Here is a 21,096-nt window from a genome sequence, read left to right as displayed (position 1 = left end):
GCTCCCGACGGTGCGCACGAACGCGCACTTCCCCATCATAACGGCGGCATATGCGCTGCCGATCGCCGGGCCGTTGTGCTCAGGCCAGCCCCATTCCGGAGATATCCTATGATCCAAGACAAGCGCCTTTTGGGCGGCGTGGCGGGTGCCGTGTTGTTCGCCGCTGTCGGCGGTTTTACCGTCGCACGCTGCACGAGCGACACCCCCGCGGCCACGACCGAGTCTGCTGCTAAGAGCGACGGGACCAAGGTCGATGCGACCGCCGATACGATTACGATGACCGCGGCCGCGATCAAAGATGCCGGCATTGTCACCGAGACGATCACCGCAGGCGGGCTTGGCGCGGAGATCATCTCGCAGGCCGTCATCACCCCTTCGCCAACCGGTGAGGCCATCGTGACCGCAAGGGCGGGCGGCGCCGTAACGCGTGTCCTGAAGCGGCTCGGCGATCCGGTTCGCGCCGGCGAGGCGCTGGCAGTGGTCGAAAGCCGCGACGCCGCACAGATAGCGGCTGATCGCACCGCCGCGGGCGCCAAGGCAACGCTGGCGCAAAAGGCGTTGGCCCGCGAACGCTATCTGTATGACCAGAAGGTATCCGCCCGCGTCGATCTGGAGACCGCGCAGGCGGAAGCGGCATCGGCCGCCGCCGAAGCCCGACGCGCGTCGGTGGCAGCGGGCGCAGCGAACATTACGTCCGATGGTCGCGGCGTTGTTCTGGCAAGTCCGATCTCGGGCCGCGTGACGGCAATGAAGGTTAGTCTCGGAGCCTTTGTGCAACCGGAGACGGAGCTTTTCCGAGTTGCCGATCCGCGTCAGATTCAAATCGAAGCCGCAGTTGGCGCTGCCGATGCCGCTCGCCTCGAGGCAGGCGACAAGGCGATTGTCGAACTGCCTGATGGCCGTACAGTCGATGCGCGGGTGCGGGCAGTGACCCCCACGCTCAGCGGCGAGACGCGAGCAGCCACGGCCGTCCTTGACGTGACCAGCAGCCTGCTTCAGCCCGGTCTTGCGGTTCGGGTGCGGATGATCCCGAGCCGGGGCGTGACGTCCAGTGCGATCGTCGTTCCCGAAGAAGCGGTTCAGTCCGTCAACGGTCGCGATGTCGTGTTCGTGCGCACCGCCAACGGCTTCAAGGCGACACCCGTGACGACCGGCCAGCGCAGTGCCGGCCGGATCGAAATCGCATCAGGTTTCCCCGCTGGCCAGGCCATCGCGACCCGCAATGCCTTCTTGCTCAAAGCCGAGCTCGGCAAGGGCGCAGGCGAGGAGGAATAAACCATGATCGCGAACCTAATGGCGCTATCCGTCCGCGCACGCTGGGCGGTCGTTCTCCTCTTTCTCATCATCGCTGGCTTCGGCGCTTGGCAGCTCACCAAGCTGCCGATCGATGCCGTTCCCGACATCACGAACAACCAGGTCCAGATCAACACGGTCGAACGCGGGCTCTCGCCGATCGAAATCGAAAAGCGCGTAACCTTCCCGATCGAGACGGCTCTTGCAGGCATTCCCGGCCTGGAAACCACCCGCTCGCTCTCGCGCAACGGTTTCAGCCAGGTCTCGGCGATTTTCACCGACAAGACGGATCTCTATTTCGCCCGCCAACAGGTTAGCGAACGACTGACCCAGGCGCGCGATACGCTTCCCGAAGGCGTGCAGCCGCAGATCGGTCCGGTGACGACCGGCCTTGGCGAAGTGCTGATGTATTCGGTCGACTTCGCCAATCCCGGTGGGAAAGGCGCGACGATCCGCAATGGTCAGCCCGGCTGGCAATCGGACGGGAGCTTCCTGACCACAGAGGGGGGGCGGCTGACGGACGAAGTGGGACGTGCTGCCTATCTGCGAACCGTGCAGGACTGGATCATCCGTCCCCAGCTGCGCACGGTGCAAGGTGTCGCGGGGATCGACTCGATTGGCGGCTACGCCAAGCAGTATATCGTCGAGCCGGATCCCGTGAAGCTGTCCTCCTATGGCATTTCCTATTCCGAGCTCGCCAAGGCGCTCGAAGCGTCCAACCTCGCAGTGGGCGCCAACTACTTCAATCGGGGAGGTGAGGCGTTTCTACTGCGGGCGGATGCGCGTATTCGCGATATCGACGAGATTGCGGACGCCATCGTCGCCACGCGCGGCGGCTTGCCGATCGCCGTCAAGGACGTCGCCAATGTGAAGATCGGCGGTGAACTGCGCACGGGCGCAGCGAGTCAGAACGGCCATGAGGCCGTGATCGGCACCGCGCTGATGTTGATCGGCGAGAATAGCCGCGTCGTCGCGCGCGCTGTCGGTGAACGGCTGGATGGTATCGGGAAGTCGCTGCCGCCGGGTATCAAGGTGACTACGGTTCTCGACCGGTCGAAACTCGTCAATGCGACCGTCGCAACGGTGCAGCGGAACCTGATCGAGGGCGCTATCCTCGTCGCGGCTGCTCTGTTCCTGCTGCTCGGCAATGTTCGCGCCGCGATCATCGCGGTTCTCATCATTCCTTTTTCGTTCCTGATGATGGCGATCGGCATGAACGCCTTCCGCGTCCCAGGCAATCTCATGAGCCTGGGTGCGCTCGACTTCGGCCTGATCGTCGATGGCGCGGTCATCATTATCGAAAACTGCCTGGCGCGGCTCGCCCACCGTCAGGAGCATGAAGGACGGCTGCTCAACTTGCGCGAGCGGCTCGAGGAGACCATGCGCGCGTCTCAGGAGATGATCAAACCGACCGTGTTCGGTCAAGGTATCATCCTGCTCGCCTTCGCGCCGCTGCTCATGTTCACCGGGGTCGAGGGCAAGACCTTCTCGCCGATGGCGATCACGATCATGCTCGCATTGATCGCGGCGTTCATCCTTGCGCTCACCTTCGTTCCGGCGATGGTAGCCCTCTTGATCCGGGGCAAGGTCTCGGAAAAGGAAGTCTGGATCATCGCCAAGACAAAGGCGCGCTATGCGCCCTTGCTCGACAAGGCAGTCGCGCGACCGTGGCCGTTCATCGGTGCCGGCTTCGCCTTCTTTGCTGCCTCGGTCATGGTGTTCGGTTTCCTCGGGCAGGAATTCATCCCGCAGCTGGATGAGAAGAACGTCGCGCTGGCATCGAGCCGCGTGCCCTCGGTTTCCCTCGAAAAATCACTGTCGATGCAGCGGGAGGTGGAGCGCGCTGTGACCAACCTGCCCGAGGTAGAACTCATGTTTTCCAAGACCGGCACCGCAGAGGTCGCAACCGATCCGATGCCGCCGAATATCTCCGACGGCTTCGTGATCCTCAAGCCGCAGGATGAATGGCCGGAGGGCGTAAATACGAAGGCCGATGTGCTGCAGCGGATCGAGGAACGAGCGAGCGCGAAGATCGGCAATGCCTTCGAGGTCAGCCAGCCCATCCAGCTCCGTTTCAACGAGCTCATTGCGGGGGTACGCGGCGATGTCGCGATCAAGCTCTATGGCGATGACCTCGACAAGATGGGCGCGGCCGCGCAAGCGATCGTCCGCGCGCTCCAGACGGTTCCTGGTGCTGCGGACGTGAAGGCCGAGCAGACCAGTGGTTCGCCGACGCTCGACGTGAAGTTCGATCGTGCGGCGATCGCGCGTTACGGCCTTACCATCGAGGAAGTCGCCGACACAGTTGCGGCCGCAATGGGTGGCCGGGAGGCGGGTTTGCTCTTCGAGGGCGATCGCCGCTTCGAGGTGACCGTCCGGGTGCCTCCGGCTACCCGAGAGAGCCTAGATGCCCTGGCCGCACTCCCGGTTCTGCTTCCCCAGGAAGCCGGGGGTCATCGGGGATCCGTCCCCCTCTCGCAGGTCGCGCAGTTCCGGTTCAGCGAAGGGTTGAACCAGATCAGCCGCGAGAACGGCAAGCGACGCGTGGTCATCCAGGCCAATGTGCGCGGTCGCGACGTCGGTTCCTTCGTCGCCGAGGCGCAGGCCAAGGTCGACAAGCTGGCCTTGCCGTCGGGCTCCTATCTGGAATGGGGTGGCCAGTTCCAGAACCTGCAAGCGGCTGCGCAGCGGCTGTCGATTGTCGTGCCCTTGTGCTTCCTGGCGATCTTTGGCCTGCTCTATATGGCGCTGGGCGGCCTTGCCCGGGCAGCGTCGGTGTTCCTTGCGGTCCCCTTAGGCCTCGCGGGCGGCGTGTTCACGCTCTGGCTGACGGGCATCTCCTTTTCCGTTTCCGCGGCGGTAGGGTTCATCTGTCTCGCCGGTGTAGCGGTCCTGAACGGCCTCGTCGTGATGACCGCGATCCGCGAGAAGCTTGAAGCGGGTGTCGAACTCAGTCGGGCGATCGTCGAGGGGACGTTCGAGAAGGTTCGGCCGGTTATCATGACCGGCTTCGTGCCGGCGATCGGCTTTGTGCCGATGGCGCTTGCCCATGGCACCGGCGCCGAGGTGCAGAAGCCGCTTGCGACGGTCGTGATCGGCGGCCTGATCGCGGCCACGATCCTGACGCTGCTCGTGCTTCCCGCCATTTCCAAGGTGGTGCTGGGATTAGGCGAGAAGATCGGTCGCCGCCCTGCAAAACAGCATGAAGAAGTGGCTCCGAATGCCTCACCAGCAACGGTATGAGAGAGGATAAGAAGATGAACGAACAATCAAAATTGCTGCGCATCTACACCGATGAATCCGCTTACTTCGGCGATCGCAAGGTGTTCGAGGTGGTCGCCACACGTGCGCGTGACGCGAAGATGGCCGGGGCAACGGTGCTTCAGGCGTTGGTCGGCTTCGGCCGATCAGCGCATGTCCACCGCCGACATGTCCTTGAGGACGACCAGTCGCTGGTTATCGAGATCGTGGACGGGGATGCACGGCTCCGCGCCTTTGTGGCCTCGCTCGCCGATGTCACCGGAATCGGCCTCATGACCCTGGAGATTGTCGAGATCGTGGGGGGCGAAGCCGCATGCATCGCTTCCAGCGACGTGCCGGGTGATGAGCAATGACCGAAAAACTGCGCCTGGAATTGCCGCTCCTCCTGCCGGAAGTCGAGGGTACAGCCGATAGCTGTGTTGCGCGTCTTGTGGCCAATCTGAGTGCGCGGGAGGGTGTTCGCGAGGCACATATCGTCGCGGCAGAGGGCGATGCGCCCGCAAAGCTTTGCGTCCATTATGACCCGGATTTCCTGTCTCTGCCGCGCATCCGCGAACTCGCCCAGAGCGAAGGCGCGAAGATCACCGAGCGATTTGGGCATCTGCGCTGGAATGTCGAAGGGATCTCCAACCAGCGCCGCGCGCGTACTGTCGCGGAACGACTGCGCCGTACTGCAGGAATCGTCGAGGCCGACGCCTCGGCATCAGGCAGTATCCGGCTCGACTTCGACCGGGAGGCCATTTCTGAGAGCGATATTCGCCGTCTGCTCGGTGAAATAGGGCTGAGCGTCCGCGCTGAGCCCGCGAGGGCATCGACCGCGCCTACGGAGCCCCACGCCCACGCCCGTCATGACCATGAAGGTGAAAAGGGTCATGAGGGCCATGATCATGGTGCGGGCAAGGAGCATGAGGGGCACGATCACGCCCATGGTGGGATGATATTCGGGGCAAATACCGAGATCATCTTTGCCATTTTGTGCGGTGTATTTGCTGCCATCGGATTTGGCGTGGAGAAGCTCACCAGCGCTCCGGCCTGGATACCGATGGCTGCCTACATTTTCGCCTACGGCTTTGGCGGCTATTTCACGCTGCGCGAGGCGATCGACAACCTGCGCATGAAGCGGTTCGAGATCGACACGCTCATGCTCGTGGCTGCTGGCGGCGCAGCCGCGCTGGGTGCCTGGGCCGAGGGCGCGCTGCTGCTGTTCCTGTTCAGCATGGGGCATTCGCTCGAACATTATGCGATGGGCCGGGCAAAGCGCGCCATCGAGGCGCTCGCTGAACTCGCGCCTCAGACCGCGCTTGTGCGGCGGGACGGGCAGACCCAGGAAATCGCTGTCGAGGAGCTCGCAGTCGGCGACATCGCGATCGTCAAGCCTAACGAACGCATGCCGGCCGACGGGTTCGTGATTGTCGGCACCTCGAGCGTTAACCAGGCGCCCGTCACGGGCGAGAGCATGCCGGTGGACAAACGGCCGGTCGATGATCCCGCAGGCGCTGCTGCGCAGCCCGACAAGGTTGGGGCGGCGCATCGGATCTTTGCAGGGACCATCAACGGCGCAGGCGCGATCGAGGTTCAAGTAACCCGCCTGTCCAAGGACACCACGCTTGCCAAGGTCGTGCAGATGGTCGGCGAAGCTGAGGCGCAGAAGTCGCCGACGCAGCGTTTCACTGATCGTTTCGAGCGGATTTTCGTGCCCGCTGTCCTGGCTCTCGTCGTGCTGCTGCTGTTCGCCTGGGTCGTCATCGACGAGCCATTCCGTGACAGTTTCTACCGCGCCATGGCGGTGCTGGTGGCGGCAAGCCCCTGTGCGCTCGCGATCGCAACGCCGAGCGCGGTGCTATCGGGGATCGCACGCGCTGCGCGCGGTGGCGTTCTGGTCAAGGGGGGCGGGCCACTTGAAAATCTTGGCACTCTACGCGCCATTGCCTTCGACAAGACCGGCACGCTGACCGAAGGCCGGCCCCAGATTACCGACGTTATTCCTGCTGACGGCGCCACCGAAGCGGATTTGCTGCGCGTTGCCATTGCCGTTGAGAGCCTGAGCGATCATCCCCTCGCTGCCGCCGTCGCAGCTGGCGGTCGCGAGCGGCTCGGTGAGGCGCCAATCCCGGCTGCGACTGACCTGCGCAGTATCACAGGCCGCGGCGTTCAGGCGGTGGTCGACGGGAAAGCTGTCCATATCGGCAGCCCCAAATTGTTCGGGGAGATCGATGGCGCGCCACTGCCGGAAGGCCTGCGGGATGCTGGCGTAAAACTTGAGGAGATCGGCCGGACGACGATGGTCGTCCGCAAGGGCGATCGCTATCTTGGCGTAATCGGACTGATGGACACTCCGCGCGGCGCGGCGGTCGCGACACTCGCACGGCTACGCGAACTCGGCATCACGCGCATGATCATGATCTCGGGCGACAACCAGCGCGTCGCCGATGCGATCGCCAGGGAGGTGGGGCTGGACGAGGCCTGGGGTGATCTCATGCCCGAGGACAAGGTGGCGGCCATCAAGAAGTTGAAGGCGCAGGACAAGGTGGCGATGGTCGGCGACGGCGTCAACGACGCTCCGGCCATGGCCAATGCGACCGTTGGCATCGCGATGGGAGCGGCCGGCTCGGATGTCGCGCTCGAGACGGCCGACGTCGCCCTGATGGCCGATGATCTAACGCACCTGCCGTTCGCGGTTGGCCTCAGTCGGCAGACGAGCCGGATCATTCGCCAGAATCTCTATATGAGCCTTGGCGTCGTCGCTGTCCTGTTGCCGGCGACGATCCTTGGTCTCGGCATCGGTCCGGCTGTGTTGGCACATGAGGGCTCGACGCTCGTGGTCGTGTTCAATGCCTTGCGGCTGCTTGCCTTCAAGGATCGCGATCATGTTTGAGGTAGAGCATGTGACGTGCCTGTCGACGTCACCGCTGCGGGTGTGGACGGCGGTGTCCGACCTGGGCAGCTTTGCCAGGTGGCACCCCTTCATCCGGCTTTCGGGTGTCGCCTCAGAAGGGGCGAAGATCGGCTATACGTTCACCACCACCTTCCTGCGCAAGCCCCTGACTGCGCCCGCAACGATCACGCGGTTCCGCAAACCCTCGGAAATCGGCTGGAAGACCGGGATGCGGGGCCTGTTGATGTTTGAGGAAGCCTATCAGATCGACGCGATTTCCTCTCGAACAGAGGTCCGTCACACCACGCGCTGCTGGGGCCTCGTTTCGATTCTGGCTGCTCGCAAGATGAAAGGCCGCATCCTGGATAGCATGAAGGAATCGGACCGGGCTCTTGAGCGCTACCTCAGACCCGGCTCTCCGGTCGCGCGCCCACTTTCGCGCGGCGATCGCCGGGTTGCCAAGCGGAAGGCCCACTAGGTGTTCGTCGCGGCCACGGAAATTGGGCCTGCAGTGAGGCAGGTGCCACGACGCTCGCGATCTTCAGGGGCTCCTTTCCTGGCCGCAGCCCTTATTGTATCAGGCGCAGCAGGCTGCTCCAGCCAGGCACCCTCGTCCAATCCGCACGACGAAGATCATTTCGCCGGCACGAACCCGCAGATCATCGGGCGACACATCTATGAATGTGACGACGGCGCAAAAATCACCGTCGATTTCCTTGCCGACGGGCTGACGATCGAGATGCGTAGTTCGGCAGGCGGAAAGCCGGCGCGACTTGCGGCCCCGGGGCAAGGGCTGCGCTATATCGGCGATCGGATCACGGCCGATGCAACCGGCGGGCAAATGACGATCAACCGTCAAGGGTATGCGGCCCAAGCCTGTCGTCGGATCTAGGGCTCGCAGGAGAACGAATATGCTGGCGCTGCAATACACGCTCATTCCGGTGCTGGCGGTGATCCTGGGCTCGATATGGGCGAGTTGGCGTCAGCCGAGCGCCGCGTTCGTGAGCGCCATGCAGCACCTGGCGGCTGGTGTCGTGTTCGCGGCCGCCGCAGCGGAAATATTGCCGCAGGTCATGCACGAAGGGTCTCCGGTTGCGACCTTCATCGGCGGCGCCCTCGGCGTCGTGGTCATGCTGTCGCTCAAAGGCCTGGAAGGGCGGACCAAGGGGCCGGTGGCGATGCTGGGCGCGATCGGTATCGATATCCTCATCGATGGACTGGTGCTCGGGCTAGCGTTCGTCGCTGGCGCCAAGGCGGGCCTTCTGCTGACGATCGCGCTCACACTCGAAGTGCTATTCCTTGGCCTCACTGTGACTGCAGAACTTGGAGAGACGGTTCGGTCCAAGCGCAAAGTGATCGCGATAACGATCGGGCTAGCACTGTTGCTGCCGGTCGGTGCGCTGGTTGCGACCCCAGTAGCGGCATTTCCTCCCGTTGTGATCGCCGGTTTTCTAAGCTTTGGTTTGATGGCCTTGCTGTACTTGGTCACCGAGGAGTTATTGGTCGAGGCGCATGAAAAGCCCGATAGCCCACTCATCAGCGCGATGTTCTTTGTGGGGTTTTTGGGATTGCTGCTGATTGAAGAGATTATGGTCTAGCGTCTCGCGATGAGTGCGAGCACGCAGTTTGTTCCGATAATATATCTTATGTTAAATTATCGTTTGGTTTCAATTGTTTATGCAAATAACTCGGCCTGCCTTGCGATGCTAGTGCTATCGGCCCGCGAACCAATGAGCACTGACTTCGCGGCCGTGGTGAGGCTGTAAACGACCTGACGCTGCGCGCCGCGATTATGATGATCGACGCGATATCCCTGATAGTGGCGACGCAGCAAACCGGCCTTCACCAGCTCCGACACAGCGCGGCTGATATTTGCCTTGCCGGACGCGCGGACGCGCTGGCGCACTTCGTCCTCGACCATTGCCGCGGCTGCGTCTTGAGAGGCCGGCAACGACCCGGCAGCGGCAAGCTCATCGTACACGCGCTGCTCGAGGGACAATCTGCGAGGATCGCGTCGACCCATGGGTGACAGTGCATCGCACAGCCATTCGCGAAGTGGAATCAGCGCACCTTTTTTGGCGATAAGCGGCCCGGCGCTGCCATCGCCCCGGGCGACCTGCGCTATCAAATTCAGCACCATGAAAGCGTAGCGCGGACGCGATGAAGTTCGCGCCAGCACCTCCAGCAGGGACGGCATGTCCAAGTTGGAACGGCAAAATTCGGTGGCGGGGGCCTGCAACATAGCGGGAATGAATCAAGCACATATGGGGGTTGAAGTGAATCCCTAAACGGCATCAGCACGCATATTGTCGACTGTGACACTTTGCCCGAGGTAAAGTGTCACGCAGAGCATTTCACGAGACGGGCGCGAAGCGATGGACGGAGCCTTGGCTGCGAGGGGCGGAGTATGAGATGCAACTGGACCCGTTTTTCAATAGCTTCGCCGAATGGGGACTGGACGGAGATACGACTGACGCCACCTTCGCATGATGGCCAAGTCTCGAGATCAGGGTCGCCTTGGCGACATCAGTGCTTTCGAGGAACAATCCCGAGCGGCAACCACCCTCGATCAGCTTACCGCCCTGATTGATGCAACTATTCGTCAGTTCGGCTTTCGTTGGTTCGCGCTGTTGCACAATGTTGATTTGAAGCGACGTAGCAAGAACGCATTGATGCTCACGACTTATCCTGCGCGCTGGATTGAGGAGATCATCGAGACGCGGCTCTATATGGACGACCCGGTTCACGCGGCCTGCGCACGATCGGTCTCAGGTTTGACCTGGGACCGGATCGGCGACTTCATTCTGCCGACTGCCCGCCAGATATCGATCCTTGAACGGGGTCGAGCACATGGCTTGGCTTCAGGCTATTCGATGCCGATCAGGATGGCTGACGAACCTGACGCGATGTTTACCGTAGCGCGCCAATCTGGTGATGCTTTGTCCAGTGAAGACATGCTGACGGCCCGCCTGATTGGGACCACCGCGTTCGAATGTGCTCGTGAGTTACTGGACCCCGATGCACTCGCAAATGTGCCGGTGCCGCTCAGCCCGCGGCAGATCGATTGCATTGCTCTGGTCGCGCAGGGCAAGAGCGATTGGGAGATTGCGCAAATCCTTGGCCTGAGCCGAGATACCGTCCACGAATATGTAGAGGGCGCGCGCAGGCGATACGGCGTGCGCCGGCGCACGCAATTGGTGCTTCGTGCCGTCCGCGACGGACATCTCAATATTGACGCCCTCGTGTAGCAAATATTTCGGCGGCACATGATCTCTCTTGCCGAAGTGCAGGCATTCTGCACGGCGGCGAACGCCGCCTCGACCCCGCAAACCCTCATGCATGCCGTCCAAGAGATCACGGCACGGATGGGATTTCGATATTTCGCCTTGGTGCATCATATCGATCTCCTCGCGCCCGACGGCACGGGCATTCGCCTGGTTCACTATCCCCACGAATGGGTTGAGGCTTTCGAAGAGGGCCGCCTGTACGCTTCGGACCCGATCCATCGCGCCAGCCAAACGACGAATGTCGGTTTCGCATGGTCCAAAGTTGCGACCATGATCACGCTCAACGCGAGAGATCGTGCGGTACTCGCAGCGGCCAGGATCGCCGGCCTTGGAAATGGCTTTACGATTCCAGCGCACATTCCCGGCGAAACCAATGGTTCCTGTTCATTTGCCATGGGCGAAGGCGACGATATGGACGATGCACAACTACCGCTTGTCCAGTTGGTCGGCAGCTTCGCGTTTGAAGCGGCTCGCAAGATTGCCCATGCGGCCGCCTCGCCGATCCCGGCCGTGCCGCAGCTCACGGAGCGCCAAATTGAATGCGTAGCTCTCGTGGCGCGCGGTAAGACCGATTGGGAAATTGCCAGAATTCTCGGCGTCGGGGCGGAAACCGTTACGCAACACCTGAAGGATGCTCGCGATCGCTACGGCGTGACAAAGCGGACAATGCTCGCGATCCGGGCGTTGTTCGACGGAGCGATCAGCTTTGCCGATATCCTGCGGCGATGATCTCCCCAGTTCTGGGGATAACGGAAATCACGACAAGCTGATCGAATGATCGCCTCTGACAAGGAGGTTGATCATGGTTGTTACTGGAAATGGAATCGAACAGGCACTGGGCGACCGAGTGTTCCGGTCGATGTTTGAAGAACGAAAGCGCGTGTTCGTCGATTTGCTCGGATGGGACATCCCGACCCTCGCCGGCCGATACGAAATAGACCAATTCGATGATGATGAAGCGGTCTACATCGTCATTACTGACGACAGCGGAGAACATTGCGGATCTGCCCGGCTGCTTCGAACCGACCGACCGCACATTCTCGATACAATTTTCCCTCATTTATGCGAGGATGGGCCGCCGGCGGGGCCGGCCGTTCGGGAGATCACACGTTTCTGTCTGGCGCGCCGGTTGCGCGCGCGCGACCGCCTCGTCACCCGAAACCGCCTCATATCCGCTCTTGTTCGGCATGCGCTGCATCACGGCATCACTGCCTATACTGGCGTCGCCGAATGGGCGTGGTTTCAACAAATTCTCGCCTTCGGTTGGGTATGCGTTCCGCTGGGACTGCCGAGCATCAGCGATCCCCACAGCTTATCGGCGATGCGGATCGATATCTCGCCGGAGACGCCTCGCCTCCTTCGTCAATCCGGCACGTTCGAGCCGATCCATCTGATGGATCTAGATCGTGCGGCCGCCTGAGATACCGGAGATCACGACATGCCTACCAACTTGAAATATGTTGTGCCCGGGTCCGACGCTCAGCGGCGGTCTTGCGAGGCGCTGTTGAGAGACGGCTTCTGTGTCATGCCCGATCTCAAGCCACTGGCCGACGTAGAGTCGCTCGCTGACGATTTGGCCCCGCAGTTCGAGGCGACACCCTTTTGCTCAGGAGGCTTCTATGGCAGCCGAACAAAGCGCTTCGGAAGCCTGCTTAAGCGGTCACCGCATGCGGCCGGGTTTATCCAGCACCAACAGATCATTGCGCTGGCTGAGACGATACTCGGCCCATGGTGTGATACGATCCAGCTCAACCTCGCTCAGGCCCTCGAGCTGCATCCCGGTGCCCTCCCCCAGTTTCCTCACCGCGATCAGGACATGTGGCGCGGACAGACCGGCGAAGTTGAGTATCTGATCAACGTGATGTGGCCGTTCACCAACTACCGGCGGGACAACGGTACGACGCTCATATGGCCCCGCAGCCACGGCGCAAACGCATTATTATCCGATCCGCCGGAAGCGCCGGTTGCAGTGGAATGTAGTCCAGGATCTGCAATTGTATTCCTCGGATCAACCCTTCACGGAGCAGGTGGAAATCGGTCGGCTGACGTGCGCCAGGGAATGATCGTCAGCTACTGTCTTGGGTGGCTCAAGCCCTATGAAAATCAGTGGCTCGTATATCCCCCGAATGTGGCGCGGACATTCGCCCCTGATCTTGCGGCGTTGGTCGGATACCAGCAACACAGGCCCAATCTGGGCAATTACGAAGGACGCTGCCCCTCGATCCTGCTCCGCGCAAACACGCCGGAGCGCCTGGGCGCGGTGGACGCCCTGCGCCCTGACCAAGAGGAAGCGCTCGCCGAATTCCTGAAGGAGCAGCGCCACATTGGCGCCGCTCCGCATGGCGCATGATTCTGCGGCGATCCCCCTTTGTGGGGGGATTGCTCAAAACACGTCCGCCGGGCTCAAAAGAGTAGTGATTTTCAGAGGATAAACGTCGCCGCCTTTGCTTTGCACGGTGCTGCGACAAGGAGTGAAAGATGCAGCGCTTGCGTTTCGCCTTAGCCGCGCCCTGGTTGGCGATCTGCTTGCCGATAGCGCCAGCGCAGGCAAACGATCTCGGTTGCCAGGTTCTGCTGTGCCTCTCCAATCCTGGTGGCGCGACGCAGTACGGCGCCTGCATTCCTCCCATGACGAAGCTATGGCAACGCTTGGCAACCGGGGGCTCGTTCCCCGGTTGCTCGGGTGGCGGCGCTGCCAAGACCAAGGTTTATGATCGCGATTCCGCGACCCGCCGCCGAGTTGTGATGACGTTTAACGACGGGCGTCAGCAGACATATTCGTTGGCGAACATCGAAGGCCTGCCTGCAGCTGCGACTGAGCCGGGGACCACGCCACAGTGATCCTCGAAATCGCAACCGTGGTCGCCTTGTCGCGCCAATGCGCCCCATCGGTTGCGGTGGAGACCCTAGTTTCTTTGGTCCACACCGAGAGCCGCTTCAATCCCTACGCGATCGGCGTCAACGCCAAGGGGGTGAAAGCGCCCCACCCGGTCGATCGCCTTTCGGCGACCGCAGCCGCCCGATCGCTGATTGCCCGAGGCTACAACATCGACCTCGGCCTTGGCCAAATCAACAGCGCCAATCTGCGATGGCTCGGACTTTCTGTCGAAGACGCTTTCGATCCCTGCCGCAACCTTGCCGCCTCCGCGCGCGTGCTTTCGAGCAACTACCTGTCCGTCGCGCAGTCGAGCCCTACGACCGAAGCGGCCATCGCGACGGCCATGTCGATGTACAACACGGGCAGCCGTTCGCGTGGCTTTGGCAACGGCTACGTCGGCCGCGTCTACGCATCGTCGAGCCTAGTGATTCCGTTGATTAGTGGCGGAGCCGTCGCGCCAGTTGTGCAGGCCCCCATGCGATCGCAGGCCCCTGCCACGCCTCCGCTGGCACCGGTTTCGAGCGCCGCAGCGCGGGTCGATTGGAACACATCTGCGGGCGCACAGACAGCAGCTTTGATGGTCTTCGGGGGAGGCTCCAGCATTTCACCGAAAGGACAAGACGAATGACCGCCCAAGCTACTGCCCCGGGGCCATGGCTCACACCGCGCCGTCGCTCGATCGCGCAATATCTCGCCTTGTTCGTCGCGGTTTGCGCGGTGTCGTTGCTGCTCACCGACCCGGCATATGCCCAATCCGCCGATGGCATCACGTCGATGGCCGAGAACATCAAGACCTGGCTGACCGGCACATTCGCGAAGACGATCGCGGTGATCGCCGTCGTCATCGTCGGTTTCATGTTCTTTACGGGTCGAGCAAGCCTCGGGCTGCTGGTCACCGTGATCGTCGGCATCTTCATCGTGTTCAGCGCGCAGTGGATCGTCGATACCATCACCGGCGGCGCGTGAGCACGCGGTGGTGGACGACGAAAAGCTTAGGGAAGAGACCCTCTTTCTCGCGGTAACGCGGCCGACGATGTGGCTCGGCGTGCCGATCGAGGCGTCGCTGCCCATCGCGCTGGCCTCGTGTTTGACACTCATCATCACGGGCAACCCGCTCTACGCGGTTGCGCTGGCGGGCGCGTTCTTCGCCATCGCGCGCTTGATCGTGCGCCACGACGCCAATGCGTTTCGCCTCTTGTGGCTATGGACGACGACCAAGGCCCGTTGCTGCAACCGCGGTTGGTGGGGAGGAAGCTCCTATTCACCCCTGCCCGTCGATGGCGCCAAGCGTAGGGGATTTGCCCGTGGCTAGTCGCGCCTCCTCCTTGGGCGGAGCTTCGGCCCGGACCCCTTGGCGGGTACTAAAGAACGAGGCCGACCCCGCGCGCTACTTGCCCTATGCGCGCCATATCGACGACCACGTGATTGCGCTCGACGGCCGCGATCTCATGATGATGTTCAAGCTTGACGGTCTCGCCTTCGAAACAGCCGATCCCGTGCATCTCAACGACTGGCACGAGAAACTGAACGGCACCCTGCGCAATATCGCGGACGATCGCCTCGCAATCTGGACGCACATCGTCCGCCGCCCCATCACCGATTACCCGGAAGGCGAGTTCCGGTCGGCCTTCGCAGCCGATTTGGACGCAAAGTACAGGGCGCGCGTCACCGCCAAGCGCATGTTCGTCAACGAGCTATACCTGACGATGATCATGCGTCCTTCGGTAGGCTCGGCAGATCGCACCGGCGTCCTGCTGCGTCGCCTGTCGACAGCGCGAAAGGAAGGTCAGGAGGTCGACGAGGACGAACTCGCCCGTTTCGAGGACAAGGCCCGCGACATCGAGAAGCTGCTGGCCCGATGCCGGCTCCAGCGCCTCAGCCTCTACGAGCATAATGGCCTGATGTTTTCGCAGCCACTCGAGGTGCTCGAACTCGTAATGATGGGTCGCGCGGCCCGGGTGCCGCTGGTCCGCGGTCATCTTGGTTCCGCCATCTACGGCGAGCGCGTCATCTTCGGCCGAGAGACGGTGGAAGTACGTGCGCATGATGAAAGCCGCTTCGTTGGCCTGTTCGGCATTCGCGAGTATCCGGCGATGACCCGCCCTGGCCAGATGAACGCTCTGCTCTCGCAGGACTTCGCCTTTGTCGTTACGCAGTCCTTCGCGTTCATGGGAAAGGCGCGGGCTTCCGAGCGCCTCCGCCGTCGCCAGAACCAAATGGCTTCGACCGAAGACGCCGCGGCTAGCCAGGCTCTCGAGCTGGCTGATGCCGCCGATGATCTGCAGAGCAATCGCTTCGTCTTGGGCGAGCACCATTTCTCGCTCGCCGTCTTCGGGGAAAATCAGAAGCGTCTTGCCGAGAATCTCTCGACGGCGCGGGCTGCGCTAGCCGATGCCGGTCTCGTAGCGGCACGGGAAGGCCCGGCACTCGAGGCAGCTTTCTGGTCGCAGCTTCCGGGCAACTTCGCGTGGCGCGCCCGGCCCGCGGCGATCACCTCGCGAAATTTCGCCGCACTCTCACCCTTCCATACCTTCCCCGCCGGCAAGCCCGACGGCAATCACTGGGGCGCGGCGATCGCGCTAATGAAAACCGCCGCCCAATCCCCCTTCTATTTCAATTTCCATGTTAACGACCTTGGCCATACTCTAATTATCGGCCCCTCGGGTGGCGGCAAGACGGTGGTCCAGAACTTCCTGATGGCGCAGCTCGAAAAAACCGGCGCGCAGCAAATCTTCATCGACAAGGATCGGGGCGCTGAAATCTATGTGCGCTCCTCCGGTGGCACCTATCTCGCGCTGAGGAATGGTGTGCCGACCGGGTTCGCACCGCTCCGCGCGCTTGAGCAGACTCCCGGGAATATCGTGTTCTTGGGGCGAATGATCCGCCATCTCGTAACGCCTGCGGGCAGCCAGCTCGGGGTTACGCAGGAGCGAATGATCGACGAGGGCATCCTCTCGATCGGAAGGCTCCCCCCGGAGGAGCGGTCCATCCTCGCCTTGCGCCAACTGCTCGGACAGCGCGATCCGGAGGGGATCGGCGCCCGGCTCGAAAAATGGTCGCGCGGTGGTGCCCTTGGCTGGGTATTCGACAATGACCGGGACGAACTGACGCTTGAAGCTCGGTTCATCGGCTTCGACATGACGGACTTTCTCGACAATCCCGAGATCCGCACCCCGCTCATGATGTACATGTTCCACCGCATCGACGCGCTGCTCGACGGCCGGCGCCTGGTTATCGACATCGATGAATTCTGGAAGGCGCTCGGCGACGATGCGTTCCGCGCTTTCGCCCAGGATGGCCTCAAGACCTATCGCAAGCAGAATGCCTTCCTGGTGTTCGGCACGCAAAGCCCGGCCGACGCGCTGCGGTCCGACATCTCGCACAGCATCATGGAGCAGGTCGCGACCAAGATCCTCCTGCCGAACCCTCACGGCCGCGAGGTGGACTATATCGACGGCCTCGGCCTCACCCGTGCCGAATTCAAGCTGATCAGGAACGATCTTATCCCGGAGAGCCGCCGCTTTCTCGTCAAGCAGGGTCACGATTCCATCGTCGTCGAACTCGACCTCGGCGGGCTGTCGGACGAGCTCGCGGTCCTTTCAGGCACTACGGAAACTGTCGGCATCCTCGACCAGGTCCGGCGCGAGCACGGCGACGACCCCGCCGTATGGTTGCCCATCTTCCACGAGCGTCGTCGAGCTACCACCCGAAGGAAAGGATAACGTCATGAGAGCAATTCGAGTGCTGGCGATCGCCAGCGGACTGGGAGCGTCGGTGCCGGCTTATGCGCAGGGTATCCCGGTCTATGACTCCAGCACCTTCCTGCAAACGCTATCGACGGTGAAGAACACGCTTGCGATGATCGAGCAGGGCAAGCAGCAGATCTCCCAAGCGACCGATATGTTCGACAGCGTCAACAAGCTGACGAACGTCAACCAGATCGCCTCGTCGCTGAACACCGACGCGGTGCGCCACCTCCTCCCGAGTGAGGCTCGCGACATCCAGCGCCTGATGTCCTCGGACATGGCTGGGCTCGGCAGCCTCGGATCGGCAGCAGATCGGATCCGCAGCAGCAACCGCGTTGCATTGCCCGACCTTCGCCCCGATGCCACCGCCTTCGAACGGACGAACCGCGATGCCATTTTGCGCAACGGGGACATGGCGGCGCGCGACGCAGCGATCGCCGAGGCCGCCTATGGTGTCACCACCAAGCGGACTGCGGGTCTCGAAGAACTTCGATCATCACTGGACACGGCCTCGGACGCGAAGGACGTGATGGATATCCAGGCCCGGATCGGAGTGGAGAATGCCCACATCCAGAACGATGCGGTGCAACTTCAGGCCCTGCAGATGCGGCAGCAAGCCGAACAGCACATTCGTTCGCAGCGCGAGAGTGATGAAATTCTGGCGAAGAAACTCGGGAGCCTCAGACAGTGAGGCCGACAATCGTTGGCACCATTTTCCTGTCGTTCCCGTTGCTGTTGGTCGCGTGCCAGCCACCCACCCGTGGGAAGGACTACCTTAAGGCGCATCCGCAGGAACTAGCGGAGATTTTGAAAGCGTGTGCCGATGGTACGCACCGCGACGCGCAGGAATGTTCGAACGCAGAGAGCGTCAAGACGCTCGATCAAAAGCTGCGCTCGCTCTCAGCGGCCCATTGAACAGTAATGGACAGATAAAATGGCCGATGGACTTTTCACCACGCTCTACACGAACATTGACGGCAAGCTCGATATGTTCCTCAATGAGCGGCTGAATAATGTCATCGAAGTCGTGCGCGGTCCGCTAGCACTCGGCCTGGTCATCTACATCGCCCTCTTTGGATATATGGTGATGCGCGGCATCGTCAGCGAACCATGGGGCGAACTTGTCTATCGAATGGTGAAGCTCTGCCTGCTCTACGTCGCCGCGACCACCGTTGCCTACACCGAGTGGGTGACCAACCCCCTGTTTCACGGAATGCCCGATGCCATTTCGCAGGCGTTGGCTGGACACACGGTCACCAGCGTCGGCAGTGTGTTCGACGACTATTATGGCCAGTGCGACATCATCATCGCGCGGATCGAAACCGAAGCCGCGACCTATAGCGATATTAATCCTTACAAACTCGTCCTGTACGTCTTGAGCCTCGGCCTGAAGGCACTTGCAGGTCTGTCCGCGGCGATCGGGTTCTCGATTACGGTCTTCGCCAAGGTAGCGCTCGCCATCATCATCGCGCTTGGACCGATCTTCATTGCGCTTTCGCTTTTTGAGACAACCCGCAGGCTGTTTCACGGATGGCTCGGACAGGCGTTCAACTTCATCGTGCTTATGGCGGTGATCATTGCCATCACGGCATTGATCACGGATCTTGGAGCGACTGCGATCACGGCATCCGAAGGCGTCGGAGACGCGGCTTTGGGTGCGGTCCTGTTCGCTGTCTACATCTTCCTGGGAACGATCTTCTTTTTTCAGGCGCCCTCGATCGCAACCGGCATCGCCGGCGGTGCGGCGGCCGGTGTCGGCGCCTTCGCCGGCTCAGCCTGGGGAACGATGGCGGCACCGTTTCAGCAGAGCCGCATCGCCCGCAACAGTCGCAACCTTGAACGGGCCGCTCAGCGCGGCGGTTCGGTCAGCCGCGCATGACAAGGAAAAACCTATGACGAGGTCCTCCTCGATAGTCCGATGGTTTCGGCGTTCGACAATCGTCATCGCCCTGCTCCCGGCGTTGGCGAGCGGGGCATCGGGGCCAAAGAAGCTGCCGGTTTGCAACGGCAAGCACCTGCGTGACGCGAACATCTATGGAAGCGTTCTGCCAGGTTCACCGATCCCGGCCGTGGTGGCGCCCCCTGCCCCGCCACCTGTGCCGCAGATCAAGCAACCGATCGAAGGCGGGACTCCGCCGCCGCCCGTCCCCAACCCCGCGTCCGAAAAGACGTCCGCGCGGGCAGATCTTCGATCCTACGGGAGTTGCTGAGCATGCGCAGTCAGGCTGAAGGCGTGCCCGCAAAAGACGCTGAACTCTATTTTGGACAAGCACGATCCTGGGATCAGGATCGCCAGCGCAAGTCACTGCGATCCGAGCGCATAGCGTGGATCGTGGCAGGCCTGGCGATGATTGTGTCAGCTGCGGAGGGCTTCGCGCTCGCGGGCCTTGCACCGTTGAAAACCGTCATGCCGTATATCATCCGGGTCAACCAGACGACGGGCGCGGTGGATGTGCAGACGACCCTCACCCAGAAGCCGATGCGCTACGACGAGGCGGTCACGAAATTTTTCCTCGCGCAATATGTCAGGCAAAGAGAGAGCTGGTTGCCGGCGGCGGCCGAAGAGAATTTCAGGGCCGTCACCATCCTGTCCGAGCCGGGCGAGCAGCAACGCTGGGGTCGCTTTTTCAGTTCGAACAACGCGGCCAGTCCACAGGTTGTCTGGGGCAAAGGTGCGGTGGTCCAGGCCCGTGTCCGCAACATCGCCTTCATTAATGACCGTGTTGCCAACGTGCGCTTCACCCGCACGGTGCAAACCGAAACGGATACGCAGAGCAGTGATTGGATCGCGACGGTGACCTTCCAGTACACCAACGCGCCGATGGCGGAGGGCGACCGCTATCGTAACCCGCTTGGGTTCCAGGTTGAGAATTACCGCGCCGACCCGGAGGTGGTCCGGTGAAGCGGCTGATCCATATCGCAGGCATCCTCGCGCTTATTGCCACGCCCGCGTTGGCCGAGGATACGCCGCGCGCGGGCCCCGCAGACCAGCGCGTGAAGTTCGTCGAATATCAGGAGACCCAGGTCTACCGCATCGTCGGCACGTTCCGCACGGCGACGCAGGTCGTACTGGGCGCCGACGAGACGATCGAGCATGTCGCACTCGGGGACACGGTATCGTGGGAAGTGGCGGTCGCCGGTCACATCCTCTTCCTGAAGCCACGCGAGCGCGCAGGTCCAACCAACCTTATCGTCACGACCAATCGCGGCGGCGAGCTTCGCAACTACGCGTTCGAGTTGACGACGCGCCGGGGGCCGATCGGTCGCGGCAGCAGTAACACCTTCTTCCAGGTCCGTTTCCGCTACCCGCGTGATGAAGCAGACCGCGCGGCCCGGATGCGGGAGACCCAAGAGGCGCAACGCGTCGCGGCGCTTCAGGCGAGCGTCGTTCGCGGTGCGCTCGATCATGGTGTGATAGAGGGGCCGCGCAATTTGAATTACAAGGTCCAGGGCTCGAGCGACCTCCAGCCGTCGGAGATCTCCGACAACGGCCAGTTCACGGTCCTGCGCTTCCCAGGCAACCATGAGATTCCGGCGATCTACCTTGTTCGGCCGGATGGCTCGGAAAGCCTAGTCCCGTTCGATGTGCGAGACGAATTCGTTGTGGTGCATGCCGTTGCGGCTCAACTCCGACTGCGCCGTAACCGCGAGGTGCTGTGCATCTATAATCTGGCACCGACCCGTTACGGTGTCGACTACGGCACCAACACTGCTTCGCCGCATGTCGAGCGCACCATTCAAGACCCGAAGGAGTGA

At 62.0% G+C, this 21,096-nt stretch carries 22 protein-coding genes; 21 read left to right on the top strand and 1 reads right to left on the bottom strand.

Translation table 11 applies throughout. The features are described from left to right. Nucleotides 1-108 precede the first annotated feature (108 nt). The 7 genes from NL2_RS11355 to NL2_RS11325 are packed head-to-tail and all read left to right on the top strand — an operon-like array spanning nucleotide 109 to nucleotide 9,027. Entirely contained in the window at nucleotides 109-1,275 is a 1,167-nt protein-coding gene (locus NL2_RS11355) for an efflux RND transporter periplasmic adaptor subunit (RefSeq protein WP_068075103.1), read from the top strand. Between the two features lie 3 nt (nucleotides 1,276-1,278). Further along, nucleotides 1,279-4,536 carry an efflux RND transporter permease subunit gene (locus NL2_RS11350; RefSeq protein WP_068075100.1) on the top strand — a complete coding sequence of 1,086 codons (3,258 nt, stop codon included), beginning with the start codon at nucleotides 1,279-1,281 and terminating at the stop codon, nucleotides 4,534-4,536. A gap of 14 nt (nucleotides 4,537-4,550) precedes the next feature. Further along, nucleotides 4,551-4,907, top strand: coding sequence for a DUF190 domain-containing protein (locus tag NL2_RS11345; RefSeq protein WP_068075097.1), 357 nt, complete (start codon nucleotides 4,551-4,553; stop codon nucleotides 4,905-4,907). Continuing rightward, nucleotides 4,904-7,429 carry a heavy metal translocating P-type ATPase gene (locus NL2_RS11340; protein WP_068075094.1) on the top strand — a complete coding sequence of 842 codons (2,526 nt, stop codon included), beginning with the start codon at nucleotides 4,904-4,906 and terminating at the stop codon, nucleotides 7,427-7,429. Before NL2_RS11345 ends, NL2_RS11340 begins: the two co-directional genes overlap by 4 nt. Further along, nucleotides 7,422-7,907, top strand: coding sequence for an SRPBCC family protein (locus NL2_RS11335; RefSeq protein WP_068075091.1), 486 nt, complete (start codon nucleotides 7,422-7,424; stop codon nucleotides 7,905-7,907). Before NL2_RS11340 ends, NL2_RS11335 begins: the two co-directional genes overlap by 8 nt. Further along, entirely contained in the window at nucleotides 7,908-8,321 is a 414-nt protein-coding gene (locus tag NL2_RS11330) for a hypothetical protein (RefSeq protein WP_068075087.1), read from the top strand. 19 nt (nucleotides 8,322-8,340) lie between these two features. After that, a complete protein-coding gene (locus tag NL2_RS11325) occupies nucleotides 8,341-9,027 on the top strand; it encodes a ZIP family metal transporter (protein WP_068075084.1) in 687 nt (228 codons plus the stop codon). Nucleotides 9,028-9,104: 77 nt separating this feature from the next. On the opposite strand, the gene NL2_RS11320 is transcribed toward NL2_RS11325, so the two are convergent. After that, nucleotides 9,105-9,671, bottom strand: a complete 567-nt coding sequence (locus NL2_RS11320) for a hypothetical protein (RefSeq protein WP_068075080.1) — start codon at nucleotides 9,669-9,671, stop codon at nucleotides 9,105-9,107. A 244-nt stretch (nucleotides 9,672-9,915) separates the two neighbouring features. On the opposite strand from NL2_RS11320, the gene NL2_RS11315 reads away from it, so the two are divergent. The 14 genes from NL2_RS11315 to virB9 all read left to right on the top strand — a co-directional run bounded on the left by NL2_RS11315 (nucleotide 9,916) and on the right by virB9 (nucleotide 21,096). Further along, nucleotides 9,916-10,677 (top strand): LuxR family transcriptional regulator, encoded by a 762-nt coding sequence (locus NL2_RS11315; protein WP_068075078.1) that lies wholly within the window; start codon nucleotides 9,916-9,918, stop codon nucleotides 10,675-10,677. 18 nt (nucleotides 10,678-10,695) lie between these two features. Beyond that, nucleotides 10,696-11,445: a LuxR family transcriptional regulator gene (locus tag NL2_RS11310; RefSeq protein ID WP_068075075.1), complete on the top strand. Its 750-nt coding sequence runs from the start codon at nucleotides 10,696-10,698 to the stop codon at nucleotides 11,443-11,445. Nucleotides 11,446-11,518: 73 nt separating this feature from the next. Continuing rightward, on the top strand, nucleotides 11,519-12,136 hold the full coding sequence (locus NL2_RS11305) for an acyl-homoserine-lactone synthase (protein ID WP_068075072.1): 618 nt from the start codon (nucleotides 11,519-11,521) through the stop codon (nucleotides 12,134-12,136). 18 nt (nucleotides 12,137-12,154) lie between these two features. Beyond that, a complete protein-coding gene (locus tag NL2_RS20775) occupies nucleotides 12,155-13,066 on the top strand; it encodes a phytanoyl-CoA dioxygenase family protein (RefSeq protein WP_169799507.1) in 912 nt (303 codons plus the stop codon). 128 nt (nucleotides 13,067-13,194) lie between these two features. Next, a complete protein-coding gene (locus tag NL2_RS11295; protein ID WP_068075067.1) occupies nucleotides 13,195-13,557 on the top strand; it encodes a hypothetical protein in 363 nt (120 codons plus the stop codon). Further along, on the top strand, nucleotides 13,554-14,222 hold the full coding sequence (locus NL2_RS11290) for a lytic transglycosylase domain-containing protein (protein WP_068075064.1): 669 nt from the start codon (nucleotides 13,554-13,556) through the stop codon (nucleotides 14,220-14,222). The genes NL2_RS11295 and NL2_RS11290 overlap by 4 nt, the downstream gene beginning before the upstream one ends. Continuing rightward, entirely contained in the window at nucleotides 14,219-14,560 is a 342-nt protein-coding gene (locus NL2_RS11285) for a TrbC/VirB2 family protein (protein WP_068075061.1), read from the top strand. Before NL2_RS11290 ends, NL2_RS11285 begins: the two co-directional genes overlap by 4 nt. Nucleotides 14,561-14,570: 10 nt before the next feature. After that, complete coding sequence (locus NL2_RS11280; RefSeq protein WP_068075370.1) at nucleotides 14,571-14,906, top strand: VirB3 family type IV secretion system protein; 336 nt, start codon at nucleotides 14,571-14,573, stop codon at nucleotides 14,904-14,906. Then, entirely contained in the window at nucleotides 14,899-17,316 is a 2,418-nt protein-coding gene (locus tag NL2_RS11275; RefSeq protein ID WP_157083140.1) for a VirB4 family type IV secretion/conjugal transfer ATPase, read from the top strand. Before NL2_RS11280 ends, NL2_RS11275 begins: the two co-directional genes overlap by 8 nt. A gap of 4 nt (nucleotides 17,317-17,320) precedes the next feature. Continuing rightward, nucleotides 17,321-18,031 carry a TrbJ/VirB5 family protein gene (locus NL2_RS11270; protein ID WP_068075053.1) on the top strand — a complete coding sequence of 237 codons (711 nt, stop codon included), beginning with the start codon at nucleotides 17,321-17,323 and terminating at the stop codon, nucleotides 18,029-18,031. Next, nucleotides 18,028-18,255, top strand: a complete 228-nt coding sequence (locus NL2_RS11265; protein ID WP_068075050.1) for an EexN family lipoprotein — start codon at nucleotides 18,028-18,030, stop codon at nucleotides 18,253-18,255. Before NL2_RS11270 ends, NL2_RS11265 begins: the two co-directional genes overlap by 4 nt. A gap of 19 nt (nucleotides 18,256-18,274) precedes the next feature. Continuing rightward, entirely contained in the window at nucleotides 18,275-19,219 is a 945-nt protein-coding gene (locus NL2_RS11260) for a TrbL/VirB6 family protein (protein ID WP_068075047.1), read from the top strand. Between the two features lie 333 nt (nucleotides 19,220-19,552). Beyond that, nucleotides 19,553-20,242 (top strand): VirB8 family type IV secretion system protein, encoded by a 690-nt coding sequence (locus tag NL2_RS11255; RefSeq protein ID WP_068075044.1) that lies wholly within the window; start codon nucleotides 19,553-19,555, stop codon nucleotides 20,240-20,242. Next, nucleotides 20,239-21,096: a P-type conjugative transfer protein VirB9 gene (gene virB9 / locus NL2_RS11250; protein ID WP_068075041.1), complete on the top strand. Its 858-nt coding sequence runs from the start codon at nucleotides 20,239-20,241 to the stop codon at nucleotides 21,094-21,096. Before NL2_RS11255 ends, virB9 begins: the two co-directional genes overlap by 4 nt.

Origin of the sequence: Novosphingobium lentum NBRC 107847 (assembly GCF_001590965.1) — a bacterium.
GTDB lineage: Bacteria > Pseudomonadota > Alphaproteobacteria > Sphingomonadales > Sphingomonadaceae > Novosphingobium > Novosphingobium lentum.
This window is presented reverse-complemented; position numbering and strand designations above follow the sequence as displayed.